The 14,912-nt window shown below is 68.0% G+C and carries 15 protein-coding genes; 9 read left to right on the top strand and 6 right to left on the bottom strand.

Translation table 11 applies throughout. The annotated features are described in order from the left end of the window. The coding region (locus tag G3N64_RS17630) for a 4Fe-4S dicluster domain-containing protein (protein ID WP_131931286.1) at positions 1–127 on the top strand (127 nt) is incomplete at its 5' end. Between the two features lie 138 nt (positions 128–265). Here the strand turns inward: G3N64_RS17630 and aroC are convergent. The 3 genes from aroC to G3N64_RS17615 form a co-directional block, all read right to left on the bottom strand. Continuing rightward, on the bottom strand, positions 266–1,366 hold the full coding sequence (gene aroC / locus G3N64_RS17625; RefSeq protein ID WP_205785079.1) for a chorismate synthase: 1,101 nt from the start codon (positions 1,364–1,366) through the stop codon (positions 266–268). Positions 1,367–1,658: 292 nt separating this feature from the next. Next, entirely contained in the window at positions 1,659–3,593 is a 1,935-nt protein-coding gene (locus G3N64_RS17620; protein WP_205785078.1) for an MFS transporter, read from the bottom strand. A gap of 139 nt (positions 3,594–3,732) precedes the next feature. Then, on the bottom strand, positions 3,733–4,188 hold the full coding sequence (locus tag G3N64_RS17615; RefSeq protein WP_006755543.1) for a CBS domain-containing protein: 456 nt from the start codon (positions 4,186–4,188) through the stop codon (positions 3,733–3,735). Between the two features lie 159 nt (positions 4,189–4,347). Between G3N64_RS17615 and G3N64_RS17610 the strand changes: the two genes are divergently transcribed. Beyond that, on the top strand, positions 4,348–4,665 hold the full coding sequence (locus tag G3N64_RS17610; RefSeq protein ID WP_174912726.1) for an Mpo1-like protein: 318 nt from the start codon (positions 4,348–4,350) through the stop codon (positions 4,663–4,665). 16 nt (positions 4,666–4,681) lie between these two features. On the opposite strand, the gene G3N64_RS17605 is transcribed toward G3N64_RS17610, so the two are convergent. Then, positions 4,682–6,013: a YihY family inner membrane protein gene (locus G3N64_RS17605; RefSeq protein ID WP_205785077.1), complete on the bottom strand. Its 1,332-nt coding sequence runs from the start codon at positions 6,011–6,013 to the stop codon at positions 4,682–4,684. A gap of 146 nt (positions 6,014–6,159) precedes the next feature. Here G3N64_RS17605 and wrbA point away from each other — a divergent pair, with 146 nt between their 5' ends. From wrbA to G3N64_RS17585, 4 genes are read left to right on the top strand one after another with little or no spacing between them, the layout of a single operon-like run. Then, on the top strand, positions 6,160–6,780 hold the full coding sequence (wrbA, locus tag G3N64_RS17600) for an NAD(P)H:quinone oxidoreductase (protein ID WP_205785076.1): 621 nt from the start codon (positions 6,160–6,162) through the stop codon (positions 6,778–6,780). After that, positions 6,777–7,169 (top strand): DUF2069 domain-containing protein, encoded by a 393-nt coding sequence (locus G3N64_RS17595; RefSeq protein ID WP_205785075.1) that lies wholly within the window; start codon positions 6,777–6,779, stop codon positions 7,167–7,169. Before wrbA ends, G3N64_RS17595 begins: the two co-directional genes overlap by 4 nt. A gap of 18 nt (positions 7,170–7,187) precedes the next feature. Next, entirely contained in the window at positions 7,188–8,609 is a 1,422-nt protein-coding gene (locus G3N64_RS17590; protein ID WP_205785074.1) for an FAD-binding oxidoreductase, read from the top strand. Positions 8,610–8,634: 25 nt separating this feature from the next. Continuing rightward, the gene (locus tag G3N64_RS17585; protein WP_205785073.1) at positions 8,635–9,465 is read left to right on the top strand and encodes a metallophosphoesterase; all 831 of its coding nucleotides are present in this window, start codon (positions 8,635–8,637) and stop codon (positions 9,463–9,465) included. A gap of 60 nt (positions 9,466–9,525) precedes the next feature. Here G3N64_RS17585 and G3N64_RS17580 read toward each other — a convergent pair whose 3' ends face one another. Together G3N64_RS17580 and G3N64_RS17575 are read right to left on the bottom strand one after the other, a co-directional pair. Beyond that, the gene (locus G3N64_RS17580; RefSeq protein ID WP_006476208.1) at positions 9,526–9,678 is read right to left on the bottom strand and encodes a hypothetical protein; all 153 of its coding nucleotides are present in this window, start codon (positions 9,676–9,678) and stop codon (positions 9,526–9,528) included. Between the two features lie 117 nt (positions 9,679–9,795). Next, positions 9,796–10,737 (bottom strand): LysR family transcriptional regulator, encoded by a 942-nt coding sequence (locus G3N64_RS17575; protein WP_205785072.1) that lies wholly within the window; start codon positions 10,735–10,737, stop codon positions 9,796–9,798. A gap of 157 nt (positions 10,738–10,894) precedes the next feature. Here G3N64_RS17575 and G3N64_RS17570 point away from each other — a divergent pair, with 157 nt between their 5' ends. The 3 genes from G3N64_RS17570 to G3N64_RS17560 are packed head-to-tail and all read left to right on the top strand — an operon-like array spanning position 10,895 to position 14,903. After that, positions 10,895–12,487 (top strand): efflux transporter outer membrane subunit, encoded by a 1,593-nt coding sequence (locus tag G3N64_RS17570; protein ID WP_205785071.1) that lies wholly within the window; start codon positions 10,895–10,897, stop codon positions 12,485–12,487. A gap of 14 nt (positions 12,488–12,501) precedes the next feature. Then, a complete protein-coding gene (locus G3N64_RS17565; protein WP_205785070.1) occupies positions 12,502–14,703 on the top strand; it encodes an FUSC family protein in 2,202 nt (733 codons plus the stop codon). After that, the gene (locus G3N64_RS17560) at positions 14,700–14,903 is read left to right on the top strand and encodes a DUF1656 domain-containing protein (protein ID WP_011351756.1); all 204 of its coding nucleotides are present in this window, start codon (positions 14,700–14,702) and stop codon (positions 14,901–14,903) included. The genes G3N64_RS17565 and G3N64_RS17560 overlap by 4 nt, the downstream gene beginning before the upstream one ends. Positions 14,904–14,912: the final 9 nt, after the last annotated feature.

Below are 14,912 nucleotides of genomic sequence, written 5' to 3'. Positions count from 1 at the left end.
CGACCGCCTGGTGATCAACGCGCAGAACTGCGTGCACTGCAAGACCTGCGACATCAAGGACCCGACGCAGAACATCGTGTGGGTCACGCCGGAAGGCGGTGGCGGGCCGAATTACCCGAACATGTAATTGCCGGAGCGCGCCGCCACGAGCGGCGCGTTTTTTGGGGCTGCCGTAAACGAAACGGGGCGCTGCCTGAAGCAGCGCCCCGTTTTGCATTCTCCGCGCAACTGCCGGGCGAGACGCCCAGCGCCCCGCCCGCTTGCGTCAGGTCGCGCTGCCCGCGATCTTCGGCGTCGGTGTCTCGACGTCCCCGCACTGCGCGCGATGGCGCAGCGCATGATCGATCAGCACCAGGGCGAGCATCGACTCGGCGATCGGCGTCGCACGAATGCCGACGCACGGATCGTGACGACCGAACGTTTCCACCGTCGCCTCTTCGCCGGCCTTCGTGATCGACCGGCGCGGCGTGCGGATGCTCGACGTCGGCTTGATCGCGATCGATACGGTGATGTCCTGCCCCGTCGAAATCCCGCCGAGCACGCCACCCGCATGGTTGCCGACGAAACCGCCCGGCGTCAGCTCGTCGCCGTGCACCGAGCCGCGCTGCGCGACGCTTTCAAAGCCTGCACCAATCTCGACGCCCTTCACCGCGTTGATGCTCATCATCGCCTTTGCGATGTCCGCATCGAGCCGGTCGAACACCGGCTCACCCCAGCCAACCGGCACACCCGATGCGACGACGTCGATGCGCGCGCCGATCGAATCGCCGTCCTTGCGCAGCGCATCCATGTACGCCTCGAGCTCCGGCACGACCGCCGCATTCGGCGAAAAGAACGGATTTTCGTGCACGTACGACCAGTCGACGAACGGCACGTCGATCTCGCCGAGGCCGCTCATGTAGCCGCGCACCTCGACGCCGAAGCGCTCGCGCAGCCACTTCTTCGCGACCGCACCCGCGCCGACGATCGGCGCGGTCAGGCGCGCGGACGAGCGGCCGCCGCCGCGGTAGTCGCGGATGCCGTACTTCTGCCAGTAGGTGTAGTCGGCGTGGCCCGGACGGAACGTCTCGACGATATTGCCGTAGTCCTTGCTGCGCTGGTCGGTGTTGCGGATCAGCAGCGCGATCGGCGTGCCGGTCGTCACGCCTTCGAACACGCCCGACAGGATCTCGACCTCGTCGGCCTCCTGCCGTTGCGTCACGTGCCGCGACGTGCCGGGCTTGCGGCGATCGAGCTCGACCTGGATGTCGGCTTCGGTCAGCCCCATTCCCGGCGGGCAGCCGTCGATCACGCAACCGATCGCGGGACCGTGCGATTCGCCGAAGGTCGTGACAGTGAAAAGCGTGCCGAGGGTATTGCCGGACATGATGGAACCGCCGAATAAGAAATGGACAGACCAGTACAGGCCTGCCGAAATATCGACAGGCCTATATCTTGCAAGTCGTGAAATATAGACAGGCCTATATTATGCCAGTCGTCCCGGCAGCGCGGGACCTACCCGGCACATCGCCACAGGCCATGCGTCGTGGCCGCCACCCGCCGAGGCACAAGCACGCCGCCCCTCGCGTGGACGGGCAATCACGTGGGGACGCCTGAATCCACTACCGCTCGGAGCCATCGACCGGCGCAAACCCGCCAGACGCGGCACCGCCTGCCCCTTACTTCCGCGCGCCGCGCAGTTCCGTTACCGCGGCCTGCAGCGACTCGGGCGTCGCGACCGACGCCGGGATCGGCTCGCCGACCGCCAGCGTCAGCCGGCTCATCACGCCGCGCTTGATGGGTCGCGGCATCCGCGCATCGGAATGCCGCGAAAAATAGCTGCCCCACAGCCCGCGCAGCGCCATCGGAATCACGGGCGCCGGCGTGCGGCTCAGGATCTCCGTGATGCCGTGGTGGAACGTATTGATGTCGCCCGTCTTCGTCAGCTTGCCCTCGGGGAAGATGCACACGAGTTCGCCGTCCTTCAGCGCAGCCTCGCATGCGTCGTATGCGCGCGCGAGCATCGCGGGATCTTCGTGACGCGGCGCGATCGGGATCGCCTTCGCGTGCCGGAACACCCAGCTCGCGAAGCGCGTCTTGAAGATCCGGTGATCCATCACGAAACGGATCGGGCGCGGGCTCGCAGCAGCCAGCACGAGCGCATCGACGTAGCTGACGTGGTTGCACACGAGCACGGCCGCCCCTTCCGCCGGAATCCGCTCCGCGTGCACGAGGCGAATCCGGTAGAAGGTATGCACGAGCACCCACGCAACGAAGCGCAGCAGGAACTCGGGCACGAGCAGATAGATGTACGCGGCCACGATCACGTTCAACAGCGCGGTGACGAGGAACAGCCCCGGGATGCCGACGCCGGCCTTGGTCAGCCCCATCGCCATCACGGCCGACAGGATCATGAACAGCGCGTTCAGGATGTTGTTCGCCGCGATGATCCGCGCGCGGTGCGTGGGTGCGCTGCGGCTCTGGATCAGCGCGTACAGCGGCACGCTGTAGAAGCCGCCGAACATCGCGAGCAGGAACAGGTCCGCCAGGATGCGCCAGTGGCGCGCGCCGGCCAGGAACTCGCCGACCGACAGCAGATGGCCGGGCGACGGCAGCGCGTGGCTCGCGAAATACAGCTCGATCGCGAACACGCTGATGCCGATCGAGCCGAGCGGCACGAGGCCGATCTCGACGCGCCGCTGTGACAGCCGTTCGCACAGCAGCGAGCCGAGGCCGATGCCGACCGAGAACGTCGCAAGCAGGATCGTGACGACGTCGGGGCTCGCGGACAGCACGTCCTTCGCGAAATTGAAGAACGACGTGAGGAACGTCGCGCCGACGAACCACAACCACGAGATGCCGAGCAGGCTCAGGAACACGGTGCGGTTCTGGCGTGCGAGCCCGAGGTTGCGCCAGGTCTCGCTGACCGGATTCCAGTTGATCACGAGATCGGGCTGCGGCGCCGGCGTGGACGGCACGCGCTGCGCGACGAGCCGCCCCGCGAGTGCAATGACGACGACGCTCACCGCGAGCACGCGCTCGCCGCTGCCTTCGATACCTGCCGCCGCGCCGCCGATGATCGTGCCGATCAGGATCGCGATGAACGTGCCCATCTCGACGAGGCCGTTACCGCCGACCAGTTCATGCTCGCCGAGATGCTGCGGCAGGTACGAATACTTGACGGGCCCGAACAGCGTCGAGTGCATCCCCATCATGAACGTGCACAGATACAGCAGCGATGCGCTGTGCGTGACGAAGCCGGCCGCGCCGACCAGCATCAGCACGATCTCGAAGGACTTCACGAAGCGCGTGAGGGTCGCCTTGTCGTACTTGTCGGCGATCTGGCCGGACGTCGCCGAGAACAGCACGAACGGCAGGATGAAGATCGCGGAAATCAGGAAGGCCGCCGTCTTCGCATCGACGCCGGAGAACCGCGCGGTGTGATAGGTGACGAGCGACGTGAAGCCGATCTTGAAGACGTTGTCGTTCAGCGCGCCGAGGAACTGGGTCGTGAAGAACGGCGCGAAACGGCGCTCGCGCAGCAGGTCGAACTGCGACGCGTGCGCGCGCCGTTCGTCACGCCGCCCGGAAGTGGCTTGCGTTTGATCGCTCATGCGGAATACGCGCGCGTTGTCTGGGCAGCGCTGCGCGGGCCTCGTGTGGTCATTGGAAAAACGGCGGCGCAGGACAAACCTGCGCCGCCGCATGCCGGGTGGCGGCGCCCGCGCATGACGGCGACGGGCGCGGCGTGGTTCACGACTTGTGCGCTTCGGCTTCCGATTCCGGCCAGTCGCGGATGTACGCCTTCAGCATCCGGTTCTCGAAGCTCTGCGCCTCGACGACCGTCTTCGCGACGTCGTAGAACGAAATGACGCCCATCAGCACCTTCTTGTCGAGCACCGGCATGTAGCGCGCGTGGCGCTCGAGCATCATCCGGCGCACTTCGTTGACGTCCGTTTCCGGCGTGCACGTGAGCGGCTCGTCCATCACCTTGCGCACCTGCACGTCGCCGATCGCGCCGCCGTTCACGTGCAGGCGCAGGATGATCTCGCGGAACGTCAGCATCCCGACGAGATCGCCGTACTCCATCACGACGAGCGAACCGATGTCGTGCTCGGCCATCGTATCGACCGCTTCGCGCAGCGGCTTATCGGGCGTCACCGTAAACAGCGTGTTGCCCTTCACTTTCAGAATATCGCTGACGCGCATCGTAGTCCCCTCTTGCTTGAATGCAAAACCTCTTTCGATCCTATCGGAAAGCCTGTCAAAAGGAAAGCGCGTGCCCGCGCGGCGGGCCGTCCCCCCGCTTGCGGAAGCGGGCCGCCGGCAGCACAATGGCCTCATGAACAGCGGCCCGAGGAGACGGCCATGGCGCATACGCATTCGGAGCAATTCGCCAGCTTCGCTGATTTCTACCCGTATTACCTGAACGAACACCAGAACCTGACGTCGCGGCGGCTGCATTTCATCGGCTCGCTCGGCGTGATCGGCTGCGTCGCGATGGCGATCGCGACCGGCGACTGGCTGTGGCTGCCGGCAGCAATCGTCTGCGGCTACGGGTTCGCGTGGGTCGGACACTTCTTCTTCGAGAAGAACCGCCCGGCCACGTTCCGGCACCCGATCTACAGCCTGATGGGCGACTGGGTGATGTTCAAGGATATTTGCACGGGCAAGATTCCGTTGTAACGGCCGGGCGCCCCGCTCACGCGGTCCGCGGCGGCCGCGCGTGCGGATCCGACACGGCGCCCGGCGCCTGCCCTGGGACTCCCGCCGGCTGCGCCCCCGCGAGCCGGTGCGTGGCGATCAGCGACGCGAGCGACACGTCGAAGCGGTCGCTCGACAGCACCGCGAGCAGCGCCGCGCCATCGACATGGCTGCGGCGCCGCTGCAGCTGGTAGGTGAGCTCCGTGCGGTCGATCACCAGCACGTCGAACAGCTGCGCGAGCGTCAGCTGCTCCGGGTTCGCGAGCAGGATGTAGCGCGGTGTGGTCTCGCCGCCACCATCCAGCCGCGCAACCCATTCCCGCTCCTCCATCGTCGTCAACAGGCGCTGCGCGGTTTCCATGTCGCAGCGCAGCATGGTCGCGAGCCGCATCGCCGTGTAGCCGCGCTTGCCGGCCGTGCGTGCTTCGGCGAGTCGCGCGAGCATTTCCAGCGCGTCGAGCAGGTCGCTGCCCGGATAGTGGATGCGGTGGAACTGGCCGACGCGGATCGCCGGCAGCGCGGAGGCCACCATCGCGCCGAGCAGCGCGATGAACCAGCTCAGGTACACCCACAGCAGGAACACGGGCAGCGCTGCGAACGCACCATAGACGGCCGTATAGGTCGGGATGCGCCGCACGTAGTAGCCGAAGCCGCGCTTCGCGAGCTCGAACGCGACGGCCGCGAACAGCCCGCCGATCACCGCGTCGCGCCACGCAACCGTGCAGTTCGGCAGGTACACGTACAGCAGCGTGAACGCGAGCACCGTCAGCGGCAGCGACACGAGCGCGAGCAGCCACTCGACGATCGACGTCGACGGTGCTGCGCCGGTAAAGGCAAGCGACTGCGTGAACAGGTACGACGAGATCGACAGGCTCACGCCGAACAGCAGCGGGCCGAGCGTGATCAGCGCCCAGTACGCGAGCACGCGCTGCGCGAACGGCCGGGGCTTGCGCACGCGCCAGATCAGATTGAAAGCCGACTCGATCGTCATCATCGTCATCACCGACGTGACGACGAGCACGATCAGGCCGGCCGTCGTCAGCCCCTTCGCCTTCGATGCGAACTGGTTCAGGTACTTGAAGATCTGGATGTTGAACTGCGCGGGCATCAGGTGATCCGCGAGGAACCCCTGCAGCGAGATCTGGAACGACGCGAACATCGGGAACGCGGTGAACAGCGCGAACGCGACCGTCACGAGCGGCACGAGCGCCAGCATCGTCGTGAACGTCAGGCTGCCCGCCACTTGCGGGATGCGATCCTCGGCGCTGCGCCGGGCCGCGAACTGCGCCAGGCGCTTGAGGGTGTCGAGATCGACGCTCAACTTCGGCAAACGGTTTCTCCTTCCTGATACCGCGCGCCCGACGGCGCGCCGCCGCCGCGCTGCGCGACGGCTTCAGCCCCTATAATAGCCGCTCGATTCCAGCAGGGGCCGACTGCACCGGGCACGCGCGCGGCCGCACGCGGCTTCCGTAGCCCATGAAAGACATCCTCGTCCTCTATTACAGCCGTCACGGCGCCACGCGCGATCTCGCGCTCGCGATCGCGAACGGCATCGACAGCGTGCCGGGCATGCAGGCCCGCATCCGCACCGTGCCGCCCGTGTCGGCCGTCTGCGAAGCCACCGCCCCCGACATCCCCGCCGACGGCCCGCCGTACGCGGAACTACGCGATCTCGAGGAATGCGCGGGCCTCGCGCTCGGCTCGCCGACCCGCTTCGGCAACATGGCCGCCCCGCTCAAGTATTTCCTCGACGGCACCACGCCGCAATGGCTGTCGGGCGCGCTGACCGGCAAGCCGGCCAGCGTGTTCACGTCGACGGGCAGCCTGCACGGCGGCCAGGAATCGACGTTGCTGTCGATGATGCTGCCGCTGCTCCATCACGGGATGATGATCGTCGGGATCCCGTATACGGAATCCGCGCTCACCACGACGCGCACGGGCGGCACGCCGTACGGCGCGTCGCACGTCGCGCAGCACGATCGCTCGGCAACCGCCGGGCTGTCGGCGGACGAAAAGGCGCTCGCGGCCGCGCTCGGCGTGCGGCTCGCGCGCGCGGCGGCCGCCCTGTCCAGCGCCCAGGCCGCCGAGGCCGCATGAACGCCCCCGCCCGCCCCGCCGTCGCGGCCCGGCCGCGCTACGCGCTGATCGCCATCGCGTGCCTCGTCGCGCTGATCGCGCTGTCGCTCGCGTGGGAGCTGTGGCTCGCGCCGCTGCGCCCGGGCGGCTCCGCGCTGATGCTGAAGGCCATCCCGCTCGCGCTCGCGCTGCCCGGCGTCTGGCGGCGTAACATCTATACGATGCAGTGGGCGAGCATGCTGATACTCGTCTATTTCGCCGAAGGCGTCGTGCGAGGCATGTCCGATCGCGGGCTGTCCGCAACGCTCGGCTGGTGCGAAACCGCGCTCGCCGTCGGCTTCTTCGTGGCGGCGCTGGCGTACGTCGCGCCGTACAAGCGCGCGGCAAAGAAGTCGCGCGCCGCGTCCTGACCCTTACGCGACAAGGTGATGATGTCCTCCGAAGCTTTCGTTTCCGCGTGCCGCGATGCGATCGGCGCCGACCATGTACTGACCGACCCGCACGATACCGAACCGTTCCTGACCGACTGGCGCCACCGCTACAAGGGTGCCGCGTGCGCGGTGCTGAGGCCCGCGAACACGGCCGAAGTCGCCGCGCTCGTCAAGCTGGCCAACGCACACGGCATCGCGCTCGTGCCGCAAGGCGGCAACACGGGCCTTGCCGGCGGCGCCACGCCCGACGCGAGCGGCAGCCAGGCCGTCCTGAGCGTCGCGCGCCTGAACCGCGTGCGCGCGCTCGATCCGCACAACAACACGATCACCGTCGAAGCCGGCGTGATCCTCGCCGACGTGCAGGCGCGCGCCCGCGCCGGCGGCCGGCTGTTCGCGCTGAGCCTTGCGGCGGAAGGCAGCTGCACGATCGGCGGCAACCTGTCGACCAATGCGGGCGGCACTGCGGTGCTGCGCTACGGCAACGCACGCGAGCTGTGTCTGGGGCTGGAGGTCGTCACGCCGCAGGGTGAAATCTGGGAAGGCCTGCGTGGCCTGCGCAAGGACAACACCGGCTACGACCTGCGCGACCTGTTCATCGGCGCGGAAGGCACGCTCGGGATCATCACGGCGGCCGTGATGAAACTGCATCCGCTGCCGGCCGCGCAGGTCACGGCACTCGCCGCGCTGGAATCGCCGCACGCGGCGCTCGATTTCCTCGCCCTCGCGCAACGCGCGGCCGGGCCGCTGCTGACCGGCTTCGAGCTGATGTCGGACTTCTGCATGCAGCTCGTCGGCAAGCACTACCCGCAACTGCGCTACCCGTTCGCGCAGACGCATGCGCAGACGGTGCTGCTCGAACTGTCCGACAACGAAAGCGAAGCGCATGCGCGCGGGCTGTTCGAGAAACTGATGGAAGAAGCGTTCGAGGCCGGGCTCGTGGTCGACGCGGTGGTCGCGGAGAATCTCGCGCAGTCGCGCGCGTTCTGGGACCTGCGCGAGCACATCCCGCTCGCGCAGGCCGACGAGGGACTCAACATCAAGCACGACATCGCGGTGCCGATTTCGTCGATCGCGCGCTTCATCGACGAGACCGACGCGGCGATCCAGCAGGCCGCGCCGGGCGCGCGGATGGTCACGTTCGGCCACCTCGGCGACGGTAATCTCCACTACAACGTGCAGATGCCCGAAGGCGGCGATCCGAAAGCGTTCCTGGCCGCCTTTCAGGCGCCGATCAACCGGATCGTCTACGACAACGTGCACCGCCACCACGGCACGATCAGCGCGGAGCACGGCATCGGCCAGTTGAAGATCGACGACGCGCAACGCTACAAGTCGCCGGTCGAAACGGCGCTGATGCGCACGCTGAAGACCGCGCTCGACCCGCGCGGCCTGATGAATCCCGGCAAGGTCCTGCGCTGAAGCCGCCCACTCCGGAGCCACGCCCGTGAAAGTCCGCGTCCTGTCAGACCTGCATCTCGAAAGCAACCTGCCCGACGCGATCCCGCATGCCGACGCGGATCTCGTCGTGCTGGCCGGCGACATCCACAATCATGCGGAAGGCCTGCGCTGGGCCGCCGAAACGTTCGATCCCGCGGTGCCGGTGATCTACGTGCCGGGTAACCACGAGTACTACGACGGGGAATTCGGCGCGCTGGAGACGGCGATGCGCGATGCAGCGCAGGCGCTCGACAACGTGCATTACCTGAACAACGACGTCTACGTCGATCCCGGGCAGCGGTTCCGCGTGCTCGGCACGACGCTCTGGGCCGATTTTTCGCTGTTCGGCGCCGACGAAGCCAGCGTCGCGGGCGCAATCGAGGCCGGGCTTCGCGTGATGCTCGATTTCAAGGGACTGATCCAGGTGACCTGGCCGCACGACGCGGCGCTGCATGTGGCGCCGGGTACCCCGGAACGGGATTTCTCGCCGGCCGACGCAATCGCGCTGCATCGACGCGGCCGAGCGTGGCTGGAAACGCAGCTCGCGACGCCGTTCGCGGGCCGGACGATCGTCGTCACCCACCATGCGCCGCACCGCCGCTCGCTGGCGGAGCGCTATGCGGAAGATCTTGCGTCGGCGGGATTCGTCACGGACATGGCGGAACTGGTGCAGCCGCCGGTAGATCTGTGGCTCCACGGCCACACGCATACATCATTCGATTATGTGGCGGACGGCGGCACACGCGTGGTGTGCAATCCGCGCGGCTACATCCACCGGCGCACCGGCGAACTGGAAAATACCGCGTTCGCGTGGGACAAGGTCGTCGAGCTCGGCTGAACGCCGAGCCCGCCCGGCCGCATTGCGCGGCCTGTTCCGACCCGGAGCGTGGCCGCGGGATCAGCGGCCGGGGCGGCGCGGCTCGCGCACTCGCACCGGCACCGGCTTCATCTGCGCCTTCGCCTTCATCGCGCGCAGCAGGTCGCGGGTCGCCGCGGCGGCCGCAGCCGCGCCAAGCAGGACTCCAAGGCCGATCATCAGGTGCGTATCCATTGCTGCTCCGGGGTTGCGTATCTCGTTAATTCCCACAGTATCAAACTGTCTGACACGCGTTCGTAAAAAAATGTTGCGTGAAGGACAAATCTCGTCAGATTGCAGTCCACCGCGCCGTCATGTCGCATGCGTGTACTGCGCGAGCGCGGCTTCGTCGGCTTCGAGCGTGGCCGGCAGCTCGTCGCGCAGGAAATCGACCCAGGTGCGGATTTTCGCGTCGAGGTACTGGCGCGAGGGATACAGCGCGTAGATGTTCATCACGTGCGACCGGTACTCGGGCATCACGCGCACGATGTTGCCGCTGCGCAGCCCGCCGATCGCCGAGTAGAGCGGCAACCCGCCGATCCCCATCCCTTCCCGCACGGCCACCGCGAGCGCCTCGGCGACGTTCACGCGGAACGGCGGCGCCGTGATCGGAATCACCTCGTCGCCGTGCGGCCCCGACAGCGCCCACTCGTCGAAGTGAAAGCCCGGCGCGACCATCCCGAGACAGACGTGCTGCCCGAGATCCGCCGGCGTATGCGGCGCGCCGTGCGCGTCGACATAGCCGGGCGACGCGCACACCACGCTGTAGCTCTCCCCGAGCCGCTGCGACACGAGCCCCGAATCCGGCAGGTCGCGGCCGACGACGATCGCGACGTCATACCCCTCGTCGAGCAGGTCGGGCATCCGCTGCGCGAGCGTCAGCTCGACGTGCACGTCCGGATAGCGCTCGCGATAGCGCGCGATGGCCGGCACCAGGTAGTGCTGGCCGAGGCTCGTGAAGCAATGCACCTTCAGCTTGCCCGACGGGCGCGCGTGCGCGTCGCCCGCCTCGGCTTCGGCCTGGTCGACATACGCGAGGATCTGCTCGCAGCGCTGCAGGTAGCGCTCGCCGGCTTCGGTCAGCGCGATCCGGCGTGTCGTGCGGTTCAGGAGGCGCGTGCGCAGGTGCGCCTCGAGGTCCGAGACCGCGCGTGACGCGTAGGCGGTGGTCGAATTCATCTGCTGGGCGGCCGCGGTAAAGCTTCCCGCGTCGACCACGCGGACGAACACCCGCATGTTTTGTAACGTATCCATCCCATTACCCGTTTGAATCCGGAGGGATTGTTGCACAGAGGCGAACAAGTATTGTCTCAGGATTCGTAAAAATGACTTGCACCCTTGTCCATTTATTCAGGAATCACTGAAAAATATAATCGCATCCGACTCATCTATATCCGAAAGGGAGAAAATCGTGCAGTCTCCGGCGACAAAAGGGACGCTCGCACTGGCGGTTCTTGCAGTCTCATTAATAATGGCCGGGTGCGCGAGCATGGGCGACAACAAGCCGCAGTCGGCCCGCATCGAGGCGAACGCGCTCGACGCGGGCGCCGCGATCCGGGCGGCCGACCGTGACGCGGGCTGGCCCGCGGCCGACTGGTGGCGCGCCTACCGCGATCCGCAACTCGACGCCTGGATCGCCAACGCCCAGGCCGGCAACCCGACGCTCGCGGCCGCCGAGGCACGGGTGCGCGAAGCGCAGGCAATGGCGCGCGTGGCCCGCTCGGCCGAATTGCCGCAGATCAACGGCAACCTCTCGCTGATGCGCGAGCACTGGCCGGACAACGTGTACTACGGCCCCGGCCCGCTCGCGAACGCCGATACCTGGAACAACACCGGCACACTCGGCCTGTCGTACCACCTCGACCTGTGGGGCAAGGACAAGAACGCGACCGAGCGCGCGCTCGACACCGCGCATGCGACCGCCGCCGACGCGCGTGCGGCGAAGCTCGAGCTCGAAGTCAACGTGGTGCGCGCGTATGTCGGCATGTCGATGAACTATGCGCTGCTCGACCTCGCGCACGCAACGTTCGAACGCCAGCGCTCGCTCGCCGATCTCGCGCGCAAGCGGCTGCAGGCCGGCCTCGGCACGCAGCTCGAAGTGAGCCAGGCGGAATCGACGCTACCCGACTATGAGCGCCAGATCGACAGCTACGAGGAAGCGATCCAGCTCGCGCGGCACCAGCTCGCCGCGCTGGCCGGCAAGGGCCCGGGCGCGGGCGACACGATCAAGCGGCCGCAGCTGTCGCTCGACGCACCGGCCGGCCTGCCGTCGGCGATGCCGGCCGACCTGCTCGGCCGCCGCCCCGACGTGGTCGCGGCGCGCTGGACGGTCGACGCGCAGGCGCGCGGCATCGATGTCGCGAAGGCGTCGTTCTACCCGAACATCGACTTGCTCGCGACGGTCGGCGGCTTCGGCGTGACCGCGCCGTTCACCGACTTCCTGCGCGCGATGAACGGCGGCTGGACGGCCGGCCCCGCGCTGTCGCTGCCGATCTTCGAAGGCGGCCGGCTGCGCGCGCAGCTCGGCGCGGCGAATGCCGGCTACGACCAGGCGGTCGAGCGCTACAACCAGACGATCGTCGGTGCGCTCAAGGACATCGCCGACCAGGTCGTGCGGATCCGGTCGCTCGATACGCAGAAGAAGGACGCCGCCCGCTCGGTGGCCGCCAACGACCGCAGCTACCAGCTGTCGCGCGAAGGCTTCCGCCGCGGGCTGACCGACTACGTGAACGTGCTGATCGCGCAGCAGCAGCTGCTACGCGCGCAGGAGACGGCCGCCCGCATCGATGCGGAACGCCTCGCCGCGCACGCGCAGCTGATGGCCGCGCTCGGCGGCGGCGTCGAGACGGGTACGGACGTGCCGGGCGGCCATCCGTCGGGCGATGAATCCGCCGCGGGCGCCGCCGCGCCTGCCGCCGCGTCGGGTGCGAAGCCCGTGGCAGCGGTCGCCCGGTCCGCGCAGGTCGCGGCCGCCGGTGCGTCCGGCGTGCCGGCCGCACGATAACGCGGAGCGACGCCATGTCAGCCTCCTCCCCCGCTTCCACGCCCGCCGGCGGTCCGTTCGCCGCCTGGACCGCCGCGTTCGGCGACTGGGCCCGCACCGACGGCGCCGCGTGGCTCTACCTGTTCAAGGCGCTGCTCGCGGCCTTCATCGCGCTCGGCGTGTCGATGCGGCTCGACCTGCCGGCGCCGAAGACGGCGATGACGACCGTCTTCATCGTGATGCAGCCGCAAAGCGGCGCCGTGCTCGCAAAGAGCTTCTACCGGGTTGCCGGCACGATCTTCGGGCTCATCGCGACGCTCACGTTCGTCGGGCTGTTCCCGCAGCAGCCGCAGCTGTTCCTGCTGGCGATCGCGCTGTGGATCGCGCTGTGCACCGCCGGCGCCGCGCGCAACCGCAACTTCCGCAGCTACGGCTTCCTGCTCGCCGGCTATACGACCGCGCTGATCGGCCTGCCCGCGTCGCAACACCCTGACGGTGCATTCATGAGCGCGATGACGCGCGTCTCCGAAGTCATCATCGGGATCGTGTCGGCCGGCGTCGTCAGCGCGCTCGTGTTTCCGCAGTACACGGGCGAGCAGATGCGCACGACGGTGCGCAAACGCTTCGGCAGCTTCGTCGACTACGTCGCGTCGGCGCTGTCGGGCCAGCTCGACCGCGCGCACATCGAGACCATTCACACGCGCTTCGTCGCCGACGTGGTCGGTTTCGAGGCCGCGCGCAGCATGGCCGTGTTCGAGGATCCGGACACGCGGATGCGCAGCGGCCGCCTCGCACGGCTGAACAGCGAGTTCATGAGCGCATCGAGCCGCTTTCACGCGCTGCACCAGCTGATGAACCGGCTGCACGCGGCCGGTGCGCAGGCCGCGATCGATGCGATCGAACCGTATTTCCGCGAAATCGCGCCGCTGCTCACGCGGCATGGCGAACCCGTGCGCACGTCGATCGACGCCGCGCATTCGGCCGAGCAATTGCTCGCGTGGCGCGACGCGCTGCCGCGCCGCATCCGCGCGACGCGCGCGGAACTCGAAACGCGGCCCGACTTCCCGCTGCTCGACTTCGATACGGCCGCCGAGCTGCTGTACCGCTTCATCACCGACCTGCAGGAATACGCGGCGACCTATGCGTCGCTCGCGACCGCGACGCACGAGCGCGAACGCTGGATCGAGCGCTACGAGCCGCGTACCAACCGGACAGCCGCCACGATCGCGGGGATCCGCACTGCGACGGTGATTCTCGCGCTGGGCTGGTTCTGGATCGAGACCGCGTGGCCGAGCGGCGTGATGCTGGTGCTGAACGCCGCGGCGACCTGCGCACTTGCATCGTCGGCGCCCCGCCCGACCGCGATGGCCGCGCAGATGGGGATGGGCACGGCGCTGGCCGTTTGCACCGGCTTCCTGCTGATGTTCGGCATCTACCCGCGAATCGACGGCTTCGTCCTGCTGTGCGCGGCGCTCGCACCGTTGCTCGCGATCGGCATCTACATGACGCTGAAGCCGAAGCTCGCGGGCTACGGGATGGGCTACCTGATCTTCTTCTGCTTCCTCGCCGGCCCGGACAGCATCACGCACTACGATCCGACGAGCTTCATGAACGACGCGCTCGCGCTCCTGCTGTCGATGCTGGTATCGGCGATCGCGTTCGCGGTGCTGTTCCCGCCGACCGCGCCGTGGCTCAAGAAGCGGCTGTTCGCCGACCTGCGCCACCAGGCCGTCGCGGCCTGCCACGCGCGGCTCGCCGGATTGCGCACGCGCTTCGAGAGCGGCGCGCGCGACCTGATGTACCAGGCGCACACGCTGTCGGCCGACCAGCCCGACGTGCAGCGCGACGCGCTGCGCTGGATGTTCGTGGTGCTCGAAACCGGCAACGCGGCCATCGACCTGCGCCACGAGCTGGCAACGCTGCCGCCCGACCCGCGCTATGCGCCGACGACGCCGTGGCGACGCGCGATCGAGACGATGCGCGCCGCGCTGTCGTCGCTGTTCACCCGTCCGGACGCCGAGCGCTTCGATGCAACGCTCGCCGCGGTCAACGATGCGATCGACGCGACCCGGCAGGCGCTCGACGCGTTCACGCCGACGCGCGAGGAGCGCCACCGGCTGCAGCGCATCCTGAGCCACCTGCATTTCGTGCGCACGGCCCTGCTCGATCCCGAATCGCCGCTCGCCGCGCTCAACCGCAACCGCCCCGTGCGTCCCCAACCAGGAGCCTCGTCATGATGCCGCGTGAAATCGCCATTCTCGATGCCTACATGCCCACGGTGGTGCTGATGTTCGTCCTCGGCGCGCTCGCGACCTGGGCCGTCGACCGCCTGCTCGCCTACACGGGCCTCTACCGTCTCGTCTGGCACCCGTCGCTGTTCCGGGCCTGCCTTCTCGTCTGCATTTGCGGCGGACTGAGTCTTGCCGTTTACCGTTGATTCCGAACC

It is taken from the genome of Burkholderia sp. Ac-20344, from assembly GCF_017104975.1.
GTDB lineage: Bacteria > Pseudomonadota > Gammaproteobacteria > Burkholderiales > Burkholderiaceae > Burkholderia.
Note: the sequence above shows the minus strand (reverse complement) of the source record. Positions and strands in the feature narration are given on the sequence as shown.

Excerpts from the sequence above, each read along its gene's own strand:
- aroC (WP_205785079.1), bottom strand. The coding sequence starts at position 1,366 with ATGTCCGGCAATACCCTCGGCACGCTTTTCACTGTCACGACCTTCGGC.
- G3N64_RS17620 (WP_205785078.1), bottom strand. The coding sequence starts at position 3,593 with ATGAGCGATCAAACGCAAGCCACTTCCGGGCGGCGTGACGAACGGCGC.
- G3N64_RS17615 (WP_006755543.1), bottom strand. The coding sequence starts at position 4,188 with ATGCGCGTCAGCGATATTCTGAAAGTGAAGGGCAACACGCTGTTTACG.
- G3N64_RS17610 (WP_174912726.1), top strand. The coding sequence starts at position 4,348 with ATGGCGCATACGCATTCGGAGCAATTCGCCAGCTTCGCTGATTTCTAC.
- wrbA (WP_205785076.1), top strand. The coding sequence starts at position 6,160 with ATGAAAGACATCCTCGTCCTCTATTACAGCCGTCACGGCGCCACGCGC.
- G3N64_RS17595 (WP_205785075.1), top strand. The coding sequence starts at position 6,777 with ATGAACGCCCCCGCCCGCCCCGCCGTCGCGGCCCGGCCGCGCTACGCG.
- G3N64_RS17590 (WP_205785074.1), top strand. The coding sequence starts at position 7,188 with ATGATGTCCTCCGAAGCTTTCGTTTCCGCGTGCCGCGATGCGATCGGC.
- G3N64_RS17580 (WP_006476208.1), bottom strand. The coding sequence starts at position 9,678 with ATGGATACGCACCTGATGATCGGCCTTGGAGTCCTGCTTGGCGCGGCT.
- G3N64_RS17575 (WP_205785072.1), bottom strand. The coding sequence starts at position 10,737 with ATGGATACGTTACAAAACATGCGGGTGTTCGTCCGCGTGGTCGACGCG.
- G3N64_RS17565 (WP_205785070.1), top strand. The coding sequence starts at position 12,502 with ATGTCAGCCTCCTCCCCCGCTTCCACGCCCGCCGGCGGTCCGTTCGCC.
- G3N64_RS17560 (WP_011351756.1), top strand. The coding sequence starts at position 14,700 with ATGATGCCGCGTGAAATCGCCATTCTCGATGCCTACATGCCCACGGTG.